General features: G+C 46.1%; 13 protein-coding genes and 1 tRNA gene. 7 read left to right on the top strand and 7 right to left on the bottom strand.

All coding sequences use genetic code 11. The features are described 5' to 3' along the window. Positions 1 to 387 precede the first annotated feature (387 nt). Complete coding sequence (locus AC1DXC_RS13225; protein ID WP_477459616.1) at positions 388 to 1,539, bottom strand: DUF3095 domain-containing protein; 1,152 nt, start codon at positions 1,537 to 1,539, stop codon at positions 388 to 390. Positions 1,540 to 1,818: 279 nt separating this feature from the next. After that, the gene (locus AC1DXC_RS13220) at positions 1,819 to 2,814 is read right to left on the bottom strand and encodes a ligand-gated ion channel (RefSeq protein ID WP_477459615.1); all 996 of its coding nucleotides are present in this window, start codon (positions 2,812 to 2,814) and stop codon (positions 1,819 to 1,821) included. Positions 2,815 to 3,169: 355 nt separating this feature from the next. Here AC1DXC_RS13220 and AC1DXC_RS13215 point away from each other — a divergent pair, with 355 nt between their 5' ends. The 4 genes from AC1DXC_RS13215 (at position 3,170) to AC1DXC_RS13200 (ending at position 8,859) form a co-directional block, all read left to right on the top strand. Next, positions 3,170 to 3,706 carry a helix-turn-helix domain-containing protein gene (locus AC1DXC_RS13215; RefSeq protein WP_477459614.1) on the top strand — a complete coding sequence of 179 codons (537 nt, stop codon included), beginning with the start codon at positions 3,170 to 3,172 and terminating at the stop codon, positions 3,704 to 3,706. Between the two features lie 111 nt (positions 3,707 to 3,817). Continuing rightward, positions 3,818 to 5,698, top strand: a complete 1,881-nt coding sequence (locus AC1DXC_RS13210) for an ice-binding family protein (protein WP_477459613.1) — start codon at positions 3,818 to 3,820, stop codon at positions 5,696 to 5,698. 76 nt (positions 5,699 to 5,774) lie between these two features. Further along, on the top strand, positions 5,775 to 7,703 hold the full coding sequence (locus AC1DXC_RS13205; protein WP_477459612.1) for an OmpA family protein: 1,929 nt from the start codon (positions 5,775 to 5,777) through the stop codon (positions 7,701 to 7,703). A gap of 238 nt (positions 7,704 to 7,941) precedes the next feature. Further along, a complete protein-coding gene (locus AC1DXC_RS13200) occupies positions 7,942 to 8,859 on the top strand; it encodes a hypothetical protein (protein ID WP_477459611.1) in 918 nt (305 codons plus the stop codon). A 20-nt stretch (positions 8,860 to 8,879) separates the two neighbouring features. On the opposite strand, the gene ku is transcribed toward AC1DXC_RS13200, so the two are convergent. From ku to AC1DXC_RS13185, 3 genes are all read right to left on the bottom strand, one after another. After that, positions 8,880 to 9,644: a non-homologous end joining protein Ku gene (ku, locus tag AC1DXC_RS13195; protein ID WP_477459610.1), complete on the bottom strand. Its 765-nt coding sequence runs from the start codon at positions 9,642 to 9,644 to the stop codon at positions 8,880 to 8,882. Between the two features lie 50 nt (positions 9,645 to 9,694). Next, a complete protein-coding gene (gene ligD, locus AC1DXC_RS13190) occupies positions 9,695 to 12,421 on the bottom strand; it encodes a DNA ligase D (protein WP_477459609.1) in 2,727 nt (908 codons plus the stop codon). A 104-nt stretch (positions 12,422 to 12,525) separates the two neighbouring features. Continuing rightward, positions 12,526 to 12,602, bottom strand: a tRNA-Ala gene (locus AC1DXC_RS13185). A 392-nt stretch (positions 12,603 to 12,994) separates the two neighbouring features. On the opposite strand from AC1DXC_RS13185, the gene AC1DXC_RS13180 reads away from it, so the two are divergent. The 3 genes from AC1DXC_RS13180 to prfH are packed head-to-tail and all read left to right on the top strand — an operon-like array spanning position 12,995 to position 15,749. Next, complete coding sequence (locus AC1DXC_RS13180) at positions 12,995 to 13,726, top strand: hypothetical protein (protein ID WP_477459608.1); 732 nt, start codon at positions 12,995 to 12,997, stop codon at positions 13,724 to 13,726. Between the two features lie 5 nt (positions 13,727 to 13,731). Further along, positions 13,732 to 15,132 (top strand): RtcB family protein, encoded by a 1,401-nt coding sequence (locus AC1DXC_RS13175; protein WP_477459607.1) that lies wholly within the window; start codon positions 13,732 to 13,734, stop codon positions 15,130 to 15,132. Between the two features lie 2 nt (positions 15,133 to 15,134). Next, a complete protein-coding gene (gene prfH, locus AC1DXC_RS13170; RefSeq protein ID WP_477459606.1) occupies positions 15,135 to 15,749 on the top strand; it encodes a peptide chain release factor H in 615 nt (204 codons plus the stop codon). 215 nt (positions 15,750 to 15,964) lie between these two features. On the opposite strand, the gene AC1DXC_RS13165 is transcribed toward prfH, so the two are convergent. Next, positions 15,965 to 16,483 carry a DUF4231 domain-containing protein gene (locus AC1DXC_RS13165; RefSeq protein ID WP_477459605.1) on the bottom strand — a complete coding sequence of 173 codons (519 nt, stop codon included), beginning with the start codon at positions 16,481 to 16,483 and terminating at the stop codon, positions 15,965 to 15,967. A 74-nt stretch (positions 16,484 to 16,557) separates the two neighbouring features. Then, complete coding sequence (locus AC1DXC_RS13160; RefSeq protein ID WP_477459604.1) at positions 16,558 to 20,208, bottom strand: WD40 repeat domain-containing protein; 3,651 nt, start codon at positions 20,206 to 20,208, stop codon at positions 16,558 to 16,560. Position 20,209 lies beyond the last annotated feature (1 nt).

Raw genomic sequence — 20,209 nt, 5'->3', positions numbered from 1 at the left:
TACTTTAAAATTGCTATGACCGCTCGCCCGCAACTTTTTTCATCAGGTATTGACCACAGCGCAACGCGCCAGACTTTTCCCGGAAGGTAAATCTATAACGGGATTAATCAGCAAAAGGCATCTTGCTGATGGGTGTTCCACTTTGAATGTGGGACACCTGTTTTTTAATTCGCTCTGATTATCAAATAGTTACGTTTTTTCATGGAACACTTTGGGACACCCCCATTGTTTAAGTAAAACACATAATTGATTTATTATTAACTACTTAAACAAAAACAGCAACAATGGGCGGGACACTTTTCACCTGTATCGTCCTGAAATAAGAGACCCTTTTGATGAATAATCCTGATATAGGTTTACAAACCCCAAGCGGAACGTCGTTTGACTTTACCACACAATCTTCCGCTTCAGCATTTTGGCGGCCTGGGTGTAGCCTCCTTCAGAACCGTCTACAAAATGGATATGGTCGTCTTTTAAATCGCGCACGTAGCACGACATTACCGAGGCACGACTGATGTGCAGTCCGTAAATGAGCTTACCATCCGCCTCCAGCTTATCCAACACATTTTGCAAGGCCAGGCGCTGTTTGGCAGTGCCGGATATTACGGTATTTATCTTGCCATCTATCACCAGCGTATCGGCCATTTCTACCAGGCTTTGCAGGTAGCGCTTGCCCTTATCGGTATGGAAATAGATATAGCCAAACAGGCCTACCCCCCACTCCCAAAGTAATCGCAACCATTTTACTTTACCCATGGTAGCCCGCATCTCGGTACTTAACTTAGAAAACGTACTATTGAACTGCAGCTTAGCTACAGATATGGGCTGCCGTTTTTGCGGCGGGCCGTATATCCCGTCCATAGCTTCCATCACCTCTTTAAATACTTCAGATTGCCTGTGCCCGCCCTGTGCAACCACCAGCAAGCTTATCACTTCTTCTTTATCTTCGGGCGGGGCTATGCGGTCCCAGCGGCATTGCATGCCGGTAAGGTCGGGTTCTTCAGTTTCGGTTTTTACACCGGAAAGCATATAATCATCGCCTTTAATAATCCGCTCGGCGTAGTTGATGCCGTTGCCCAGCACCACAGGAATGTGAAATACATCAGAGCTGCTGTATTTAGCAATGTGCAGTTGCCGGCCATCGGCATATATTTTTGTCACGGGCAGGGTGCCTGTGCGCAATTCCAGCCCAAAATTCTGCTGCGTGCTTACCTTGTAGGCGGCCAGGGCCTGCATTACCTTATCTATAATATCGGGCGGCACCAGCACGGTTGCGCCATCGCCGCCGAAAAAGAAAGGTACGGTAACATGCATGCTAAAGGCAATATTAAGCACCGATACGATACTGCCCGTGGCGATAAGATTTACGTTTTCGTGCGCGCCGCTCATCACCGCACGGGTAGAGTTTTTGATATCCGTAATTACGATATGCCAGTCATCGGGCACATCCACAAACAATGCCTCGTTCGTCAGCAAATCGCCTATTGGCATCCGGTTCACGGGTAGCAGGGTATAAAACTGGCTATTGTTGGCAGGCATTGGTGCTTGTTTGATTAAACGATATACGGAAAACGCAGTCTAAGCAGCTATAAATTTACGCGATATTTTGCCAATCTTTATATCCCTTCTAATCAATGATATCCCTCCAGCTCAATGCGCGTTACTTGCTACGCTGCTGGCTTTCGGTGCCGCTATTTTGAAATTCTATCGCTTTTATTTTGAAATCACACAACTTCTATTTTGAAATTGCATGACTTATATTTTGAAATTACACAACTTCTGTTTTGAAATTGCATAAATTTCTAAACAAAGATGCCTTTACTGAGGTATGGCGGCTAATACGGGTACATGATTTGCGCCGTAGATAAGCCAGCCATTTAACAGCAGATACGCCACCAGCAAAACCTGCGCGCAAAGGAAATCGAACTTTTTGGCCTGGGCCAGCTTCTCCAGCTTTACCAGCCGCAACGAGTAGGATGTGCAGATGATAACCGTTAGGATAAACCCGAGCGTTACGCCGTGCAGGCTATCTACCAATGTAAACGTAGTAGATTCGGGCAGTGTAGAATCGATGATGTACTTATTACCGATAACCGCAAATAAGGCACCCACACTAAGGCCAAAACGCGAATCGATACTATCGGTATGGATGTAAAAACACATGTACGAGATAAGGAAAGCCACGTACATACCCAGGAACATCTTCCAGAAGAGGCCCATTGCGTCGCGGTCAATCTGCAGCCTCACCCTAAAGTTGCTGTACTCGGTATGTGGTTTTGCCAGGCTCTCGTCGCCAAAGCCGGTTTCGTATTTTTTCACGCCCGTTTTTACGTCCAGGCTATCCACCCGCCATCCCCGCAGGGTGAAACGCGGGTCGAAATGTTTACCCAAAGTATCGGCCCTAAACACCAGCGAGTGCGAATCGAACTGCGAATTTTCGATAGAGAAACGCAACTTCTGTTTATCGAAGGGGAAATTATCTATCGCCCAGGAATCCTTCATTACGCATTGCAACTTCATCAGCAGGTACACGCGCCCGCCCGTGCTATCTATAGTAGAGAACGAAGTGGTGTATGATTTTGCCTGCGGTATCTCCAGGTTATGCAAAAAATCGAAGTCCTTGTTTTTGTATTTGAGCCAAAGCCACAGGTTTACGCTGTACTCTTTATCCTTAAAATTGATATCGTGTATGCTGGTGATATACACGCCCGCCACAACGGTATCGGGTTTAGGCTTTTGAGCAAAGGCCGATGAGGCCAAAATGAGCAAGGTAATGAGAGTTGCGAATAGGTGCTTGCCGTGTAGTTGTGCCATTGATATTTATATTAGGGACTGGCTAAAAATAGGGATTTTTTATCGTACGACGATGCTTGCCCGCGGGCCCGGATATTCGTTATAACGCTAATGCTCTCCTAAATACCAATCACAATTAACCCACACTTAATTTTATTACATTTCAAATCCCCCGCTGCTTAATAGGCGGCCTTTTATTTACCTAGCGATATTCCTATTGGGAATATTGAGTTTAAGCATCAGAATGGCCCTAATTAAATACGGGGCGTAACTGAAGCCGGGCAACGTGCATACCGCCGCGCGGTAAAGCGCAATCGGGGCATTTGTTTTGCACACTCTCTGCTGAATGATATTTTACATAAAAAATATGGTATGCATGAGCTGCCAAATGGTGGTTAAGTACGAACTGGAAAAACTAGGGCTAAACCAGCACACTGTTGAGCCGGGAAAAGTTGAAGTATTTGAGCCCGTTTCTGCCGAACAGGTAGCGATTTTTAAACTGGCCCTTATACGCGCCGGACTGGAACTGATGGACAATAAGAAGAACATACTGGTAGAAAAAATAGTATGCGCCATAACGGAAATGATAGACTACGCACACAATGAGCTGAAAACAAATTTCTCTTATCACCTGAGCGAAAAGCTAAACCACGATTATACTTACCTGGCCAATATATTTTCTGAAGCAAAGGGCACTACGATAGAACAGTTTATCATCCTCAAAAAAATACAGCGGGTGAAACAACTCATCTGCTATAAAGAGCTCAACATGACAGAAATATCATGGAAGATGCACTACAGCAGCGTTGCCCACCTATCTACCCAGTTTAAGAAGATCACCGGCGTAACGCCCTCTTACTTTAAACACCAGGGTTGCAACAGCAGCATAAACCCGGAAATGTGTGAATTATAGAACTTATTAAAAAAGTTGTGTAACAGCCAGGCCCTACACCGGGCGTAGGTTTGTAGCGTCCGAAGTTTTGTCTAAAAAACCCATGGCACTCATTCCTACTAAAAACGTTATATGAACAAAAAACCTACTTTCTTCGCCGGCGGCATCTTATTGCCCCAGCGCAAAAATTACCCCGGCATATTCAAAGCGATTTGTATGCTGGCCTTAGCCGTTACTTTCATTTCCGCCTGCAAAAAAGACGATTACAAAGGCGAAATAGTTGGCGACTGCCCCGTGGTAGTTAGCACCGATCCGGCTGATAAGGCTGTAGACGTTGCCCTGGCTAAGGTAATAACGGTAACCTTTAATACCGGCATGGCCAAATCAACCCTAACCGATAAAACTTTTATTATTAAGCAAGGCGCTACGGTAGTAGCCGGTACTATTGCCGCAACGGCAGATACTAAGGTATATACTTTTACCCCCGCACAGCCGCTTTTGCCTTTTGCTGTTTATACGGGCACCATTACAACAGGTGTTACAGATACACTGCGCACGGCCATGGTTGCAGATTATGTGTGGACCTTTACCACCATTCCGCAGGTAACCCTATCTTTTGCCCCGGCTTTGGGCGGAACAACTACCGGTAGCGGTGCATTTGCGCAGGGCTCAACCGTAACCGTTACGGCTACGCCAAGTGCAGGTTATGCATTTACCAACTTTACCGATAACGGCACCGTGGTTTCTACGAGTTCCAGCTACCAGTTTGTAATGGCAGGCAACAAAGCTTTGGTTGCCAACTTCAAGCTTATTCCGCCTTCGCAATTTGCTGTGGTATTATCGTCGTTACCTGTAGCAGGCGGTACCACCAATGGCTCGGGCGCGTTCAACGCCGGCAGCACGGTAACCGTAAGTGCCAATCCTAACAACGGCTATACTTTTGTAAACTGGACGGATAACGGCAACGTAGCCTCCGCAAGCTCCAGCTACCAGTTTGTTTTAACGGCCAACCGTACGCTTATCGCGCACTTCCTGGCTATACCGGCATCGCAATTCGCGCTGGTATTAAACTCCAGCCCGGCAGCTGGCGGTTCAACCACCGGTTCGGGCGCTTATAACTCGGGGACCAATGTATCGGTAACCGCAACCGCCAATGCAGGTTACAGCTTTACCTCATGGAGCGGCGACGCATCGGGGTCAAACAACCCGTTAAGCGTTACCATGAACGCTAACAAAAATATCACGGCGAATTTTGCTCCTCTTGTGGTAAGCATACCGCCGGCATTAGGCAGCGCGGCACAGTTTGGCGCATTTGGCGGCAACGCAGGTGTTACCAACCAGGGCCTAAACACAGTAATTAACAACGGGAGTATAGGCTCTACTGCAGCATCCTCCCTAATAACAGGTTTACACGATGGCTTAACCGGCGATGTTTATACCGAAACACCGCTTAACGTGGGCGATGTGAAAGGCGGCATATTTACGGCTCCGCCGGCTCCGGGTACCGCAACCTCCTTTGCAGTTGCCACACAGGCATTATTGGATGCTACCGTCGCTTACAACAGCATCTCCCCGGCATCTAAACCGGGCGGTATCGATCCGGGTGCAGGCGAACTAGGTGGTTTAACCCTGGCGCCTGGTATATACAAATCTGCCAGCGGTACTTTTAAAATAACCAATGGCAACCTTGTACTAGACGCCAAAGGCGACCCTAACGCTACCTGGATATTCCAGACAGCTGCCGGGCTTACGGTAGGCATTGCAGGCCCTGCGGGTGCCCGTAGTGTTACCCTGATCAACGGCGGCCAGGCCAAAAACGTGTTCTGGTACGTAGGTAGCTCGGCCACCATTAACGGCGCAGGCGGCGGCATCATGACGGGTACCATCATCGCATCGGCAGGTGTTACGTTTTCTACGGCAGGTAATGCGGTACAAACGGTATTGAATGGCCGGGCAATATCATTGGTAGCCTCGGTTACACTGGTAAACACCACTATCAACGTTCCGCAATAATCTTTGATCAACAGGTACAGCCCCTTCGGGGGCATTACCAAACCGTATTAAATAACACATTTTAAAAAGATATCCTATGTTACCCATAAATAAAATCATCCCAAAAGCCATCATTTGTTTACTGATGGCAATAATGGCCGGCACAGCGGCTAAAGCACAAACCACGCAGCCTACCTGGTGGTTCGGCTTATCCGGCGCGGCCAACTTTAACATTTATAACGGCACTACCCAGCATCTAACCAATTCGCTCACCGCCCCTACTGCCTTCCATAAAGGCAATGGCGTGCGCCCGTACGGTTCTATACTGATGGAGTATCGCCCTAAAAGCGTTTTAGGCCTGATGCTGAACGTGGCTTACGACGGCCGTGGCGGTAAGTTTAAAGATGTGGTTGCCCCATGTAACTGCCCGGCTACTTTAGGCACCAGCGCAAGCTACGTGGCTATCGAGCCTAGCATCCGTTTAGGCGGCCCTTCGGGTTTATACTTTTTTGCAGGCCCACGTGTTGCGTTTAACATAAACAGCGATTTTGCTTACACCCAACTTAAGCAACCCAATACCAATGGCCAGTTCAGCGCCATGCGTAAATCGCTAGTTTCGGGCCAGGTAGGCCTTGGTTATGATATCATGACCTCATCGGCAGCAAACCTCAATAAAGTGAGTATCTCTCCTTTCGTTTCTTTCCACCCATACTTCGGGCAAGATCCGCGCAGCATCGAAAGCTGGAACATCAGCACCGTACGCGCTGGCATAGCGCTTAAATTCGGCAAGGCAACAAAAATTATCCCCGAGGCCACCACGACACCTGCCGCAATACACGATTTTGTGTTGAACGTGCGGGCACCATTGGCCGCACCGTTGAAACGGAGGGTAAGCGAAACACTGCCTTTGCGCGCATCGGTATTCTTTGATGAGGGCTCTACGCAGCTTTCGCCGCGTTATGTTACCTTAACCAGCGGTCAGGCGGCGGGCTTTAAAGAAAGCCAGCTGCAGGATGAGTCCGCAGATATGGCGGGCCGCAGTGCAAGGCAGTTAAATGTTTACCATAACCTGCTGAACATTATAGGCGACAGGCTGCGTGCCAACCCCGACGCTACCATCACCCTTACCGGTGCAGCAAGCGAAGGCCCTGCGGCAGGCAAACTACTTGCCGAAAACGTAAAACAATACCTGGTTACCGCATTCGGCATCGACGGCGCAAGGATCACCACCGTGGGACGCACCAAACCGCTTATCCCATCCGAGCAACCGGGCGGCACCAAAGAACTGGTACTGCTGCGAGCAGGCGACCGCAGGGTAGATATCACCAGCGCATCGCCACAATTGCTGATGGAAGTTGGCGGTGGCATGATGAGGCCTGTGCAGATCAATACCACGCAGATAAACCCTATGGATAGCCAGGTGGTGCTGAACATCGATAGCGCAAGCCAGTTGCTGAAATCTTGGTCGGTTGATGTTACAGACGATAAAGGCACCGCGCAACATTATGGGCCATACACCCGCGACCAGGAGAGCATCCCTGCCGCAAGTATATTAGGCAGCAATGCATCGGGCGATTATAAATTGGTGATGACCGGCGAAACGCGCAAGGGCTTACCGATACGCAAGGAAAGCACCCTGCACCTGGTGCGCCAGGATGAAGCGCCAACCGTTGGGCTGCGTTACAGCATTTTGTACGACTTCGACAAATCCGACGCGACCAACGCCTATGATAAATTCCTAACGGATGTAGTAGCGGCATCGATAGCAGATGGTTCAACCGTAATTATTCATGGCCATACCGATATTATTGGCGAGGATGCGCACAACATGCAATTATCTAAAGACCGCGCAAACGACGTACAGCGCGTACTGGAAGCGGCCCTGATTAAAGCAGGCAAAAACAATGTAAAATTCAACACATTGGGCTTCGGCGAGGATACCGGCAATGCACCATTCGATAACAACATGCCCGAAGAACGCTTTTACAACCGCACCGTTATTATTGATATTGTACCTATAAAATAAGTAGGCAATAAGTTTCATTATCCCCTAAAAAAAGGCCGGCCCTCAGCTAAAACTGAATGCCGGCCTTTTCTTTGAATAGAAATTATCGGGACAAATGCCGAAGGGATAAATCGGCTCGTCAATAAAAAAATGCATTTGGTACTTGCCGGCGTGCAGGTGGGCAATATAGCCGTTTTAGGAGTTTGCGCCTGATTATCTTAGGAGTATAATTACGCAGCATATCTTTAAAACCTTGAAAATGAGAACAAATCTATGCACAATCGCCATTTACCTTTTGCTGATAGGCACCTGCTTTGCAAAGGCGGCCACACCTGTTATTACAGATGCCGCCACGGCCAAAATCCTGAAAGCATCAAAGGCTTTTACCCTCGCCGAACAGGAAGGCGACCTGCCGCTGTTCTTGAGCATTTATAAGGCCGATGCTATCAGCATGCCCGAATATCAGCCCACGCTTACCGGCATCAGCGAAATAAGCGCTTACTACAAGGAGATATTCAGCAGGCAAAAAGCCAAAACCATCCAACGGAATATAGAAGAAGTAATAAAGCTTGGGGATACTTATGTAGAAATTGGCACATTTAAAAAGACTTATACCGATGCCGCCATTAACCTAAGCGGGAAATATTACAACGTTTGGGGCATATTGCCGAGCGGCACCCCAAAGCTTAAAGGCGAATGCTATGGCTATTTTAGTCCGCAGGCCAAACCGGATGTTTTTGTGGTAAAAATGGATGGACAGCAGCCGGCAACCGCATTCTCTATAGATAAACAAGTGCCGCTGGATCTGAAAGCCTATAACGCCCTGATAGCAGATGGCGTGCGCCGCCGCGACGGGGCAGGCCGCGCAGAGATATTTACAGACGATGCCCGTGTAATGCCCCATGCCGATTCCACCCGGGCGGGGATGGCCAGGATAAAGCCCTATCTGATTGCTTACAATAGCGGTAAGGTCACCATAGATTCTATAACCGTAGCAACCTATCACCAGGAAGGTTTTGGCAAATACATACTGGAGTACACCAAATTCAGCGTTGATTTTACTTTGCCGCAGAGCAAGGGCCATATGAGCGGCAAAGGAATCCGCATATGGATACGCCAGCCCGATCATTCACTGCGATTATTCCGCGAGATAGGTACGCATAATCATATTCAATAATCTAACCGGCCAATTTAACCTCACGATACTTTCTTCAAGCTCCGCTGCAATTGCTCGAATAAATCGTCGCTGCTGGCCTTTTGGGGCTTTAGTTTCTTTACCGTCGGGCGTTTGCCTTTTGCCTTTAGCTTGATAATCTTCAGCAATTCGTCTGAATATTGGTTCTTGAATTCGGATACATCAAACTTGCCTGCGTATTGGTTAATGAGCGTTATGCCCATATCCAGTTCTTTTTTGGACACGGTGCCCTTATCGGGCACGGTAACTTCATCCGCCGGCCGTATCTCCTGCGCAAAGCGGATGCGCGTAACTACTAGCACATCGGCTACCGGGTGAACAATGCACAGGCTTTCGCTGCTGCGCAACACGAACCTGGCCAGGCCTGCTTTTTTGGTTTCCTGTAAGGCTTTCACCAGCAGGGCGTATGCCTTGTTGTTTTTGCCTTCGGGTTCTACATAGTACGATGTTTCGTAATACATGGGGTTCACCTCGGCAATATCCACAAAGTTTTCTATGGCAATTTCGCGGCTCTTTTCGGGTGCGGCATCGGCAAAGTCCTGCTCGTCCAATATCACGTAATCATCGTCGAGCTTGTAGCCTTTTACTATTTTATCGTAAGGCACTTCTTTTTTGGTGTGTTCGTTTACCCGCTGGAAACGGATGCGGGCATGGTCGCGCGAATCGAGCATATCGAAATCGAGGCTGCTGGTTTGCGTTGCCGAATACAATTTTATGGGGATATTCACCAGCCCAAACCCTATCGACCCTTTCCATATTGCTCTCATGTTCCTTATATTTAATCGTTTAACAACAACCCCGCCCAGTCTAAACGGTTTTACCCGAAGACACTTTTCGCTTTTTTAAGCACTTTTTGCAGGTCGATGCCTTTGCCCAACACACCTTTGAACAGGTCGCCGGTTTCTTTAAGGCGGTCGATAGCGTTGTGTATGGTGAAATGCTTCATGGTCAGGCCGGGTTTTACCTCGTCCCAAAGCACGGGCATAGATACCGTCGCACCGGGTTTCGGCCGCAGGGAATACGGCCCGGCAATTGTTGCCCCGGGCCGGTTCTGTAAAAAATCGAGGTACATTTTGCCGTTGCGTGCGGCTACCTTCCGTTCCAGGCTTGTATAATCGGGTATTTGTTTATGCACGATGTTGACAACGATGCGGGCAAACATCTGCGATTGCTCGTATGTATATTTCGCCGCCAGCGGTATGTAAATATGCATCCCGGTGGAACCAGAGGTTTTGCAATATGACGGCACATCTATCGCATCCAACACTTTCTTTACTTCCAGTGCAGCTTCGATTACCTGGTCGAAGGTGTTTTTGTCAGGATCGAGGTCTATCACGCAATAGTCGGGGTTATCCGGCGATTGCACGCGGCTGAACCAGGGGTTCATTTCGATGCATCCCAGTGAGGCCATCCACAGCAGATAGGCTTCATCCGAGCCCACCAGGTACTCTTTGTGTTCGCCCTCGCCGTTGGTGTAGGGGAAAGTTTTGGTTACCCAGTCGGGCGCTTTGCCTTTTACGTCTTTTTGATAGAAACTCGGGCCATGAATGCCATTCGGGAAGCGGTTGAGCGACATCGGCCTATCCTTCAGGTAAGGCAAAATATATTCTGCCACCTGGTAGTAGTAGTTAAACATATCGCGCTTGGTGATGCCATCCTCGGGCCAGTACACTTTGCTGAGGTGGGTGAACTTCAGATCGTGCCCGCAAATCTTGCGCACCTGCGTTTCATCCTTGGGGTTCAGCAGCGTTTTACGGGTTTTATCGCCGGGTGGCGTTATAGCTTTAGCGTGGCTGCTTTCAGGTTTTTTTTCATCCATCTCGTCGACAATTGTTTCAGTATCTGCGGGCGTTTCTAAAACGACATCTTTTGCGGGCTTATCCGTGCGCATACCTTTGAAAGAGGCCTGCCGGAACACACCATCGCTGGTAACTTCAGCAAAGGCAACTTCGCAAACCAGCTCAGGTTTCAGCCAGGTAGGTTTGGCGCCCATGCGCTGGGGCCGGAAACGCGATGGCTTATCTACATCAGGTTCCTGCTCAAAAGCACTTGTCTTGGTAATAAGCGGCTTAAACTGCTCCATCATTTCTTTCTGCAGCTTGTCAGAAAAACCGGTACCCACCTTGCCCACGTACTGCAGTTTGCCTTTATTGTACACGCCCAGTACCAGCGCGCTGAAGGATTTCGCTGTGCCCTCATTTTTGGTGAAGCCGGCAATTACGGCTTCCTGCCGCCTGCTTACTTTTATCTTCAGCCATTCTTTAGAGCGCAGATCGGATGTGTAGGCGCTATCTGCCTTTTTTGCGATGATACCTTCCAGCCCCATCCGCCCGGCGGCATCAAAAAACGCTATCCCACCTGTATCGAATACCTGGCTTTGGCGGATGCTGTCGTTATCTGTTGGTAAAACTTCCTTTAAAATCGCCTGCCGCCGGACAAGCGGCAAATCCATCAGGCTTTTACCGTTGTACCATAGTATATCAAAAACGTAGTACACCAGGTTTCCGTCAGCCTCGCTGCGCCAGTTCTGCAGCGCGCCGAAATCGGATGTGCCCTTATCGTTGAGTACCACTATTTCGCCATCTATCACCGCATCCATCTTCCAGGTTTGCAGTTGTTTATTGATTGGGTAATATTTGTCGAAGAGCAGGTTATTGCGCGACAGGAGTTCCGCTTCGCCTTTATTGATCGTGGCCAGGGCGCGGTAGCCATCCCATTTCACCTCGTACAGCCAGCCGGGTTCGTCGAAAGGTTCATCTACCAGTGTGGCTTTCATCGGTTTGATATTCCTGGGGATGCCGGCCTTTGGCACTTTTTTTAGCAGCGCGGCAACGTCTATCTTTTCCGCTGGCCGGGTCTCAACCGTTTCTTCCAATTCTTTGTCCACTTCGGGCATGGCCTTTTTCTTTGCGCCGTTCTTTGGTTTTTCTAATGCTTCTTCGTGGCCATGCTGCCAAACGGTGTCGCTGGTCTTTTCCATCGTTCCGATAGTTTTGCCCGAGATTACCGATTTATCTTTTTTGGTGATATCAGTTGACGAAGCAAATTCGTCCTTATGTTTGATCAGCAGCCAGCCGTTCTCACCCATGCCGTGCGTTTTTACCAAAGCATACTCGCCCTGTAGCTTTTCGCCGTGCAATTTTATCTTGAGCGACCCCGATTCCAGTTGTTTAAGAAGATGTTTTTCCTGTGCTTTTTTGCCTTTGATTTCTTCTATCGGCTCATAGGTGCCCTCGTCCCACACTATGACCGTACCGCCGCCATATTCACCTTTGGGGATGAGTCCCTCAAAGCTTCGGTAATCGAAGGGGTGGTCTTCTACCATCATGGCCAGCCTTTTGTTTTTGGGGTCGGTGGAGGGGCCCTTGGGTACTGCCCAGCTTTTGAGTACGCCATCCATCTCCAACCTGAAATCGTAATGCAGCCGTGTAGCATCGTGCTTCTGTATCACGAAGACCAGGTGTTCCTTATCCTTGCTGCTCCCCGCCTTAGGTTCGCGGGTTTTGCTGAAATCACGTTTTTTTGCATATTTCTCCAGTGCCATAGCAATTGGGGTTGATATGGAATAACAATCGGCGCGGGTAAATGGTTTGGACTGAGGGTGTGATGCAAAAAGGCTTCACGGTATTCCGTAAAGCCTTTTTGTTTTGGTGGAGAATATCGGAGTCGAACCGATGACCTCTTGCATGCCATGCAAGCGCTCTAGCCAGCTGAGCTAATCCCCCATAGTTTCCCATTGGGGCTGCAAATATATTATATTGTGCAGAATTTTAAAATTATAAAAAATATTTCTCACAACTCCAGGACTACTTTTTTTGATACTCAATTAAAATTCTATCTTTGCATCCAATTCCTGATTTGTTAATCTTTTAAATATCAAGGAATCATGACAGAGCCACGCTACATATCGCCCCTTTCGCTCACTACCCATTAGGTAGGCAAACACCATGCTTTTTTATTGAAATAAGTTAAGCCGCTTTCGTGGCCATGCTCATTGTTTTTGCCTGCCGAATTAATTTATTGGGCTTTTGTTGAGCGCTCTTAAAAGGGTATATCCTTATTCAAGGACGAAATAGAGATCCAATAACATTTCAAAACATTATTAAACGCAAGTGTGATGAACACACCGGAATGGCCGCGCTATATCAAATCTGCGCGGCAAAAAAGGCGGCTCGTAAAAACCGACAGGGATAAGCAATTGATACAGCTTTACAAAAGGCGCGGGGCATTGTGGCAACAGCGTGCGCAACTGCCTCCGGTTGCCCTTGACGAACCTTATCAAAGCGGGTGGATGCGTTTTTTTGTATTACGCGACGACATAAGGCGCAGCCCGATGGCTGAGTTTTATGAGGCTTTGCTGGCGAAGATAAACACCGTTGAATATCATCATGATAAATCGTTCAGACGGAAAAAGCGGCGCAAGGGGCGATACATTTACAAGGTGAAGGAACAAAAACTACGTGAGTATGATTTGTATGATTGGAATCATCCAAAACTGCACCTAACAGCACGTGAAAAAGTTTGCTTTACCCGCGTAGAGAGTTATAGCATTAAGGCGCATAGTTTACAGGTCAGGTACGTGTTTACCGAACCTTGGCGCTACGTGCTTAAAATAGCCCCGTATATCATAACGCATAAAAAGGCGCTTGATGTAGACATAGAACGGGAGCTGGCATATATGGATGGTTACATCGACGGCAATTATCTCGAACCACGCATCTACCGCTTAACCCGTGGTCGTCGTTATCGCTGGAAGGATGATTTTAAGGAGCCGGCCAAATACATTAACAAATTAAAAAGCATACCCGGGTATGCTTGTAAAGAAGCGTACCTGGAATTAGAAACATAACCCACATGGGCAATTTAAGAACAAAAGATTTAAGTAAAATAGGTTATCATGATGATCAGCTGCGATGCATGGTAATCAGTATAGCCTCTAAAAATTTCAAGCACCACAGTAAGCAGCAATTGCTCGACCTGCTGGTGAATATTAAGAACAACCCGGGCGCCTATTTGGATGATGAACTAACAAGCAAGATAGCCGAAAAGGTGATTGGCAAAACGGATGAAACTCTGTTTAAAACATTTGAATTGCGCAATGAACCCGTAAACTGCGCAATCTATGGCGGAAAGGGCATTGAGCAATCGGCCAAGAAACAAATGGAGCTGGCTAACTTACTTCCTGTGAGTGTACAAGGCGCTTTGATGCCCGATGCGCACATGGGTTTTGGTTTACCTATTGGTGGCGTGCTCGCTACGGATAATGCGATAATTCCTTATGCAGTAGGCATGGATATCGGCTGCCGCATGGCACTATCCATTATTGACGAAAGCGATGGTTTTTTGAAACGGTTTGAATATCAGATCAAACAAGCCTTAAAAAATCATACCCATTTTGGTATGGAAGGTGGCTTGGACGTAAGACAGGAGCACGAGGTGCTGGATAGCACGGTATTCAATGACATTCCGTTTTTGAAACCGCTGCGTAGTAAGGCCGTCAGGCAACTGGGCACATCGGGCAACGGCAACCACTTTGTGGAATTTGGCGAGATCGAACTTTTGGCTGGTAATACATTAGGCTTACCTGCTAAAAAATACACGGCTTTGTTAACGCATTCCGGTAGCCGTGGTTTAGGATCGGCCATTGCGAAGCATTATACGCAGATAGCCATGAATACCTGCAAACTTCCGCGCCACGCACAACAATTGGCCTGGCTGGATACGAACAGCGAAGCCGGCCAGGAATACTGGTTAACCATGATGCTGGCCGGTGATTATGCCAAAGCCTGTCACGAGCGCATACACGATAACCTGTTAAAGGCTTTAGGCTTAAAGGCGCTACAGTTGGTTGAAAACCACCACAACTTTGCCTGGAAAGATCAGTTGGCCGATGGTCGGAATGTGATTATCCACCGTAAAGGTGCCACACCAGCGCACAAAGGTGAGTTGGGTATCATTCCCGGCAGTATGACCACACCAGCTTACCTGGTATCGGGCAAAGGTATCGGTGATGCCTTGTATTCCGCGTCACACGGTGCCGGCAGGGCCATGAGCAGGCAAAAGGCTAAGGATAGTATGACAGTGTCGGCTATGAAAAAAATGCTGAGCAATGCGGGTGTAACCCTAATTGGCGGCACAGTTGAAGAGAACCCCTTAGCCTATAAGGATATTGAAACAGTGATTGCTGCACAGCATGATCTGGTTGATATCCAGGGCAAGTTTTATCCACGTATTGTTAGAATGAATAAGGAGTAGTGATGAAAAAGATGATGATACAAATCACCTCAGGCAAGGGCCCGGCAGAATGCTGCCGGGTTGTAGCCTGCGTGCAAAGCCTGATGATGAAACAGGCCAGGCAACAGGGCATTCAAGTTGAAGTACTGGAAAATAAAGCCGGCGAATTAAACGGCACTTTACTATCTGCAACAATGATGGCCACAGGCCATAACGTGGATGCATTTGTAAAGGAATGGACCGGCACTATACAATGGATAGCGCAGAGCCCTTATCGTAAATTTCATAAACGTAAAAACTGGTTTGTAGGCGTGGCCGTTTTTGATGTGAAGAAACTGATGCAATGGAACCCTAAGGATGTAAAACTGGAAACCTGCCGCTCATCCGGGCCGGGTGGACAAAACGTAAATAAGGTAGAAACTGCTGTGCGCGGCGTTCACCTGCCTTCGGGATTGCATGTTATGGCCATGGATACGCGCTCACAATTGGAAAACAAGAAACTATGTTTGGCCAGGCTGGAAGCTAAAGTAATGGTTTGGCAGACTGAGCAATTGATAGAACAACAACAAGGCCAGTGGCAGGAACATAATGCTTTAGAGCGGGGCAACCCTGTTAAAACCATCAGGGCGGCAATTTAAACAAGCCGTCAAAACAACCGGAGTTTCTCCACTATTCTCCACCAAAAGCCGTCAGATTATTCTGGCGGCTTTTTTCATGGCTAATTGGGCAGGCAACAATATTACCTATATTTGAAACGGGCACCGCCCGGCAATTGATTAATCCGCTCATGCCAGTCATGAAAAAAGGTACAACTTTGGAAGTAGACGGGTCGCAATAAGTGCCGGGGCACGAATTATTCTGTTGGCTCGTCTTTTTTGCCTTCTTTATCTTTTGTGTCAGCTTCACCCATTTCTTGCTTTGAAGTTTTTGCGGGTGGCCAAACATCGTGCTCGGCACTCAATATGGCTTCCACGCGTGTTACAAATACCGTCTCTTTATTAACTTCGGGAGCACCATAAGGGCCAATGCCAAAGCTGTAGTAATGAATCTCCGGCTTCAGTTTCTCGTAAGTTGCCCGCGCATTTACCCAAAGTTCCTGATAACTAAACGTTTTCAAGCCAGTAGTTAAAATAGCCACAATGCTCGAGATAATGAGTACGATAACATTTAAATCCAAAACAGGAGACGTGCTTGCTGTTCCGAATTTTATTTCTTTCAAAGCTGCAAAAACCGGCGTGGTTGCCGAGAGTACAATAAGCACCCATTGAAACTGCTTGTATTTGTTTTGATTTTTTGCTGATGCTGATTTGTAATAGAGCATTTGGCCCTTGTACCTTTCTTCGACGTAATTATTAAACGTTTTCGCGTCCATTGTTTGGGATTTAAAATTGTCTGTGGTGTAAGGTTGAATTAATTGGTATTTTAAATAAAAATGGCACAACGTATTTAGCGTTCACCGTTAATATACTTTATAAACTTATCCATTGCCGGTGATGAAATGTTTTTAGTTTTCAATTTATCCAGTTGAGGAATGAGCAGCCCTTTTAATGTCATAGCCGGAGCCTGCGTAACTATCGTAAATTTTTTCTTATCAAATAGTTGCATCGCAGCATTGTAGTTGTCTTGCAGCAAAAGAACCTGTACCGTTTGCATGTCGGCAATGCCATCGCCATCTTTTATCGTTTTTAATTTTGTGATCATAGCCATCGCAGAATCCGCTTTTTTGGCATATAAATAGCTTATTGCTAAATCTCCATAATTAAGGATCCTTTGTTGCGCAACGGCTTTATTTTGCGGCATTTTTTTATTGAAGGCATCCATCGTAAAAATGGCATTTTTTAAATAAGCGATGCTTCGGCTATAATTAGTGGTAGAATCCCTATAGTACTGTGCAATGAAACGAAAGTCTCCTGCATCTGACACTGCGGTTTTTGTGTCGGTTGTATCTAATAATAGCATGCTTATATTTTGTTGGTGATGTTTCGCAAAACGCGTGTATCGCGCCTGTGTATTTTCAGCTTTGAACAGTAGTTCGGGTGTCCGTAAAAAGAGATCATTGTAGAATTTATAAAGCAGCAATTTTTGGGCGGATGTTATTTTGGTTCTAAACTCTCGCTTGTTAATTAAAGACTGAAACATTAAATCAATTTCCTTTAACGAATGGTTTATTATAGGTATATACTCTTGGTCTCCGGGGTAAAGATTTTTAACAGGCATATCCGTAATATAATTTAATGTTGCTTTATATAGGTTGTTAACGTTGGTGGTATCGTCAAACATTTTTAAAAAACTTTCGTTTTTTCCAAGCCCTACATTGTAATATGCAAATGGAGAAAAATTAGCAATCATTTTATTTTTATATAGTGTTGAACCACGACCTCGGCTCCATAAAAACACTATGCCATCATCGGTTGCTGTTATCATCTGCTGCCCATCCTGTGCAAATGCGGCGTAATTAACAGAGGCCTCACTACCTTTCATTACAGCGATTTTTTTTCCTGTTTTTAACTGCCATAATATCGCGTAATGATCCTTACTCCCGCTTAGCACAAGGCTGTCGCCAGGCGAAATCGAAACACTATTGATATTGTCTGAATGTCCACTGAATATCTTATAAGGCCTGGTGGCCAGCATCCTTTCCGCAATTGGTTTTAAATAATGCTTTGCATCTAATTTGTCACAGATCCTGTCTATACTGTCCAGTTTATTTATTTTCCAGATGCCCACATCGCTTTCCCTATTGCCGGTAACCAAATAGTCATCCTTTGAATCTACAGCGAGGGACGTAATAACAGAATTTGCCCGCCCTTTGGTAGGTCGGTATATCTTGGTTATCCTTATTTTATCTTTTTTTGTTTCGTCTACCCTAAAAATAACAACATATCCGCTCCAATAACCAACGGCTATATGTTTGCTATCATTCAAAAAAAGAGCGATCATTTGGTCATGATCGTTAATAACCGTTTGGGGCAAAACGCCTATTTCTTTGCCCGTTTTATAATTAAACACAATTTGTCCCAAAAGAATAAAGCTTCCATCTTTTGAGACCACGATATTTTTATTGTCATCCCAACCTTTGAAACGCTTTTTTACACGGAATTTCTCGTCTAAGGCCTCAATTGAATCTCCGTGTAACACCAGATAGTTCTTCTTGCCTAACAAATCAAACTCCTTTAAGAATACTGCATCCGGTGACTTATAAGTCGGCGTCTGCAGGCCGCTTTTTATATCCAATTTTAACAGGCCGCCTGTTTCCAATACATTAATCTCCTTGTTGTCCGGAGAAACATTTGCAGATATTAATTCTGTAGATACGGGATACGACCGTTGCATATAAGCGTAATTCAGGGAATCACAATTGCTTATAAACAAGTCCATCTTCTTGTCGTTATTATAGGTGTTCCTTGCCTGTTCGGCTATAACAAGGCTTAAAGTAGGGTTCTCTTTTCTTATCGTTTTTAATATGGTGAGTATTCGGTCTTGCCTGGCATCCATTTCATTCTTCTTCGCATTGCGCAAAATTATTCCGCCGAAAATGATGAGCAGGAGTGTAGTTACCACCGTTACATAAAGAATGAGCATGTATCTTCTCTTGCTGGCTTCCGCAGCCAACTTAGTTTCAAATTCGCGTTGGTTTATTTTTGCTTGCTGTTCTGCTTCTATTTTATCACGTTCTGCTTTTTCTACAGCTTGTTTGAACTCAAACTCGGCGGCCTCCTTTATTTTCTGTTTTTCGCGTTCCTCTCTTTCCTTCGCTTCAAGTCCCAAAATATCGTCGTTCATAGGCTGTATAAACCTGTCGTGACATAACTGGTAAAATTTTTCGGCACCCGAGGGTATCTCCCTTATCAATCCTGTTGAAAGCAGTGTGTTGACAATCGTCTCATCTAACTTTTTAGTCGCGCGGTTCACCAATAAAGCCGAGAGCACCATATTCCGGCTTCCGCTGACTACCAGTAACGACACTATCGCTTTTCGTTTCTGATTGAATTCTTCATCGCTTAATACTATTTTTTCGGCTGCTATCTTTTCTTTAACATCCTCCCAGGTATCAAGGTAAAAATCGTTGATGATATCGCCTATAGGGGGTACATCACCTTGCAGTATTTTCGTTTTGTTTACCGAAACAACCTCATCATCTTTTATATTCAGCACCACTTTTCTCTCTATCCTGCTGCATACGATTTGTATCTGCATAGGGTCAACAAGTTCGGTAACGGTATCTTTAAGTTCTGATAAGATGGTTTCAACCGCATCTTTTTCTACGGTAAATATCGGCGACCAAAAATCTCCTTTTGCTTGTGATGGCTTATTAATTGCCCGGCGGGCCTCGTCAACACTTAATGGCTTTAGTACAAAATCATTTTTTAATATGTCGGGGAAATAGTCAGATAACAGGCTCATTGTACCCAATTTATCTTCCCTTACCACAAACAGTAATTTTACTTCGAGGGCTTTATTAAAAAAGTCGCTGTTTTTATTAAATTCTTCGCGTTGCTTTTTTGATAAGTTTTTACGGGAGAATATGACAGACGTTTGTTTCTGAATTTCTTTATAGATCTGGTCAGGGATATTCGGGCTTAATAATTCTGCAATGGCCTTTTTAAAATCTAAAACCTCATCTGCAGAGAAGCGCTGCAGTTCTTCGAACTGATCGAATATGAGCAGCAGTTTATTTTGGCCCTTTTCTTTGGAAAACTTTTTCGCAAGTAGCCAAAGGCTTTCTTCCGTATCTGCTATATAAGGTAAGCTTTGCGCGCTAAGAGCGGGGAGCATGTCTTTTATTTTGTCTATAACATCGTGCAATAAAGATGTACCGGCAACAGACTCCGTAAGGTCTTCATTAACTATTTTTTTTTTCCGATCGAACCGGAAAGTAACAGGAAAATATTTGGTTTTATTTTTTTTTAAAAGAGGTATAAGGCCGGCTTGTATCAATGAACTTTTCCCCGTGCCCGATTCCGCATGTAACACGGTTGTATTACTTAACGCCACTTGAGTAAACAATTTTTGCGAGTCGTCAACTCTCCCACAAAAAATGTCGTAATCTTCGTCGGTAAAATAGCTTAACCCGGGATAACGGAACCTTTTTTTCATT

Source organism: Mucilaginibacter sp. P2_D11 (genome assembly GCF_056404435.1).
The sequence above is the reverse complement of the archived record's forward strand: the minus strand, read 5'-3'. Positions and strand labels throughout refer to the sequence as shown.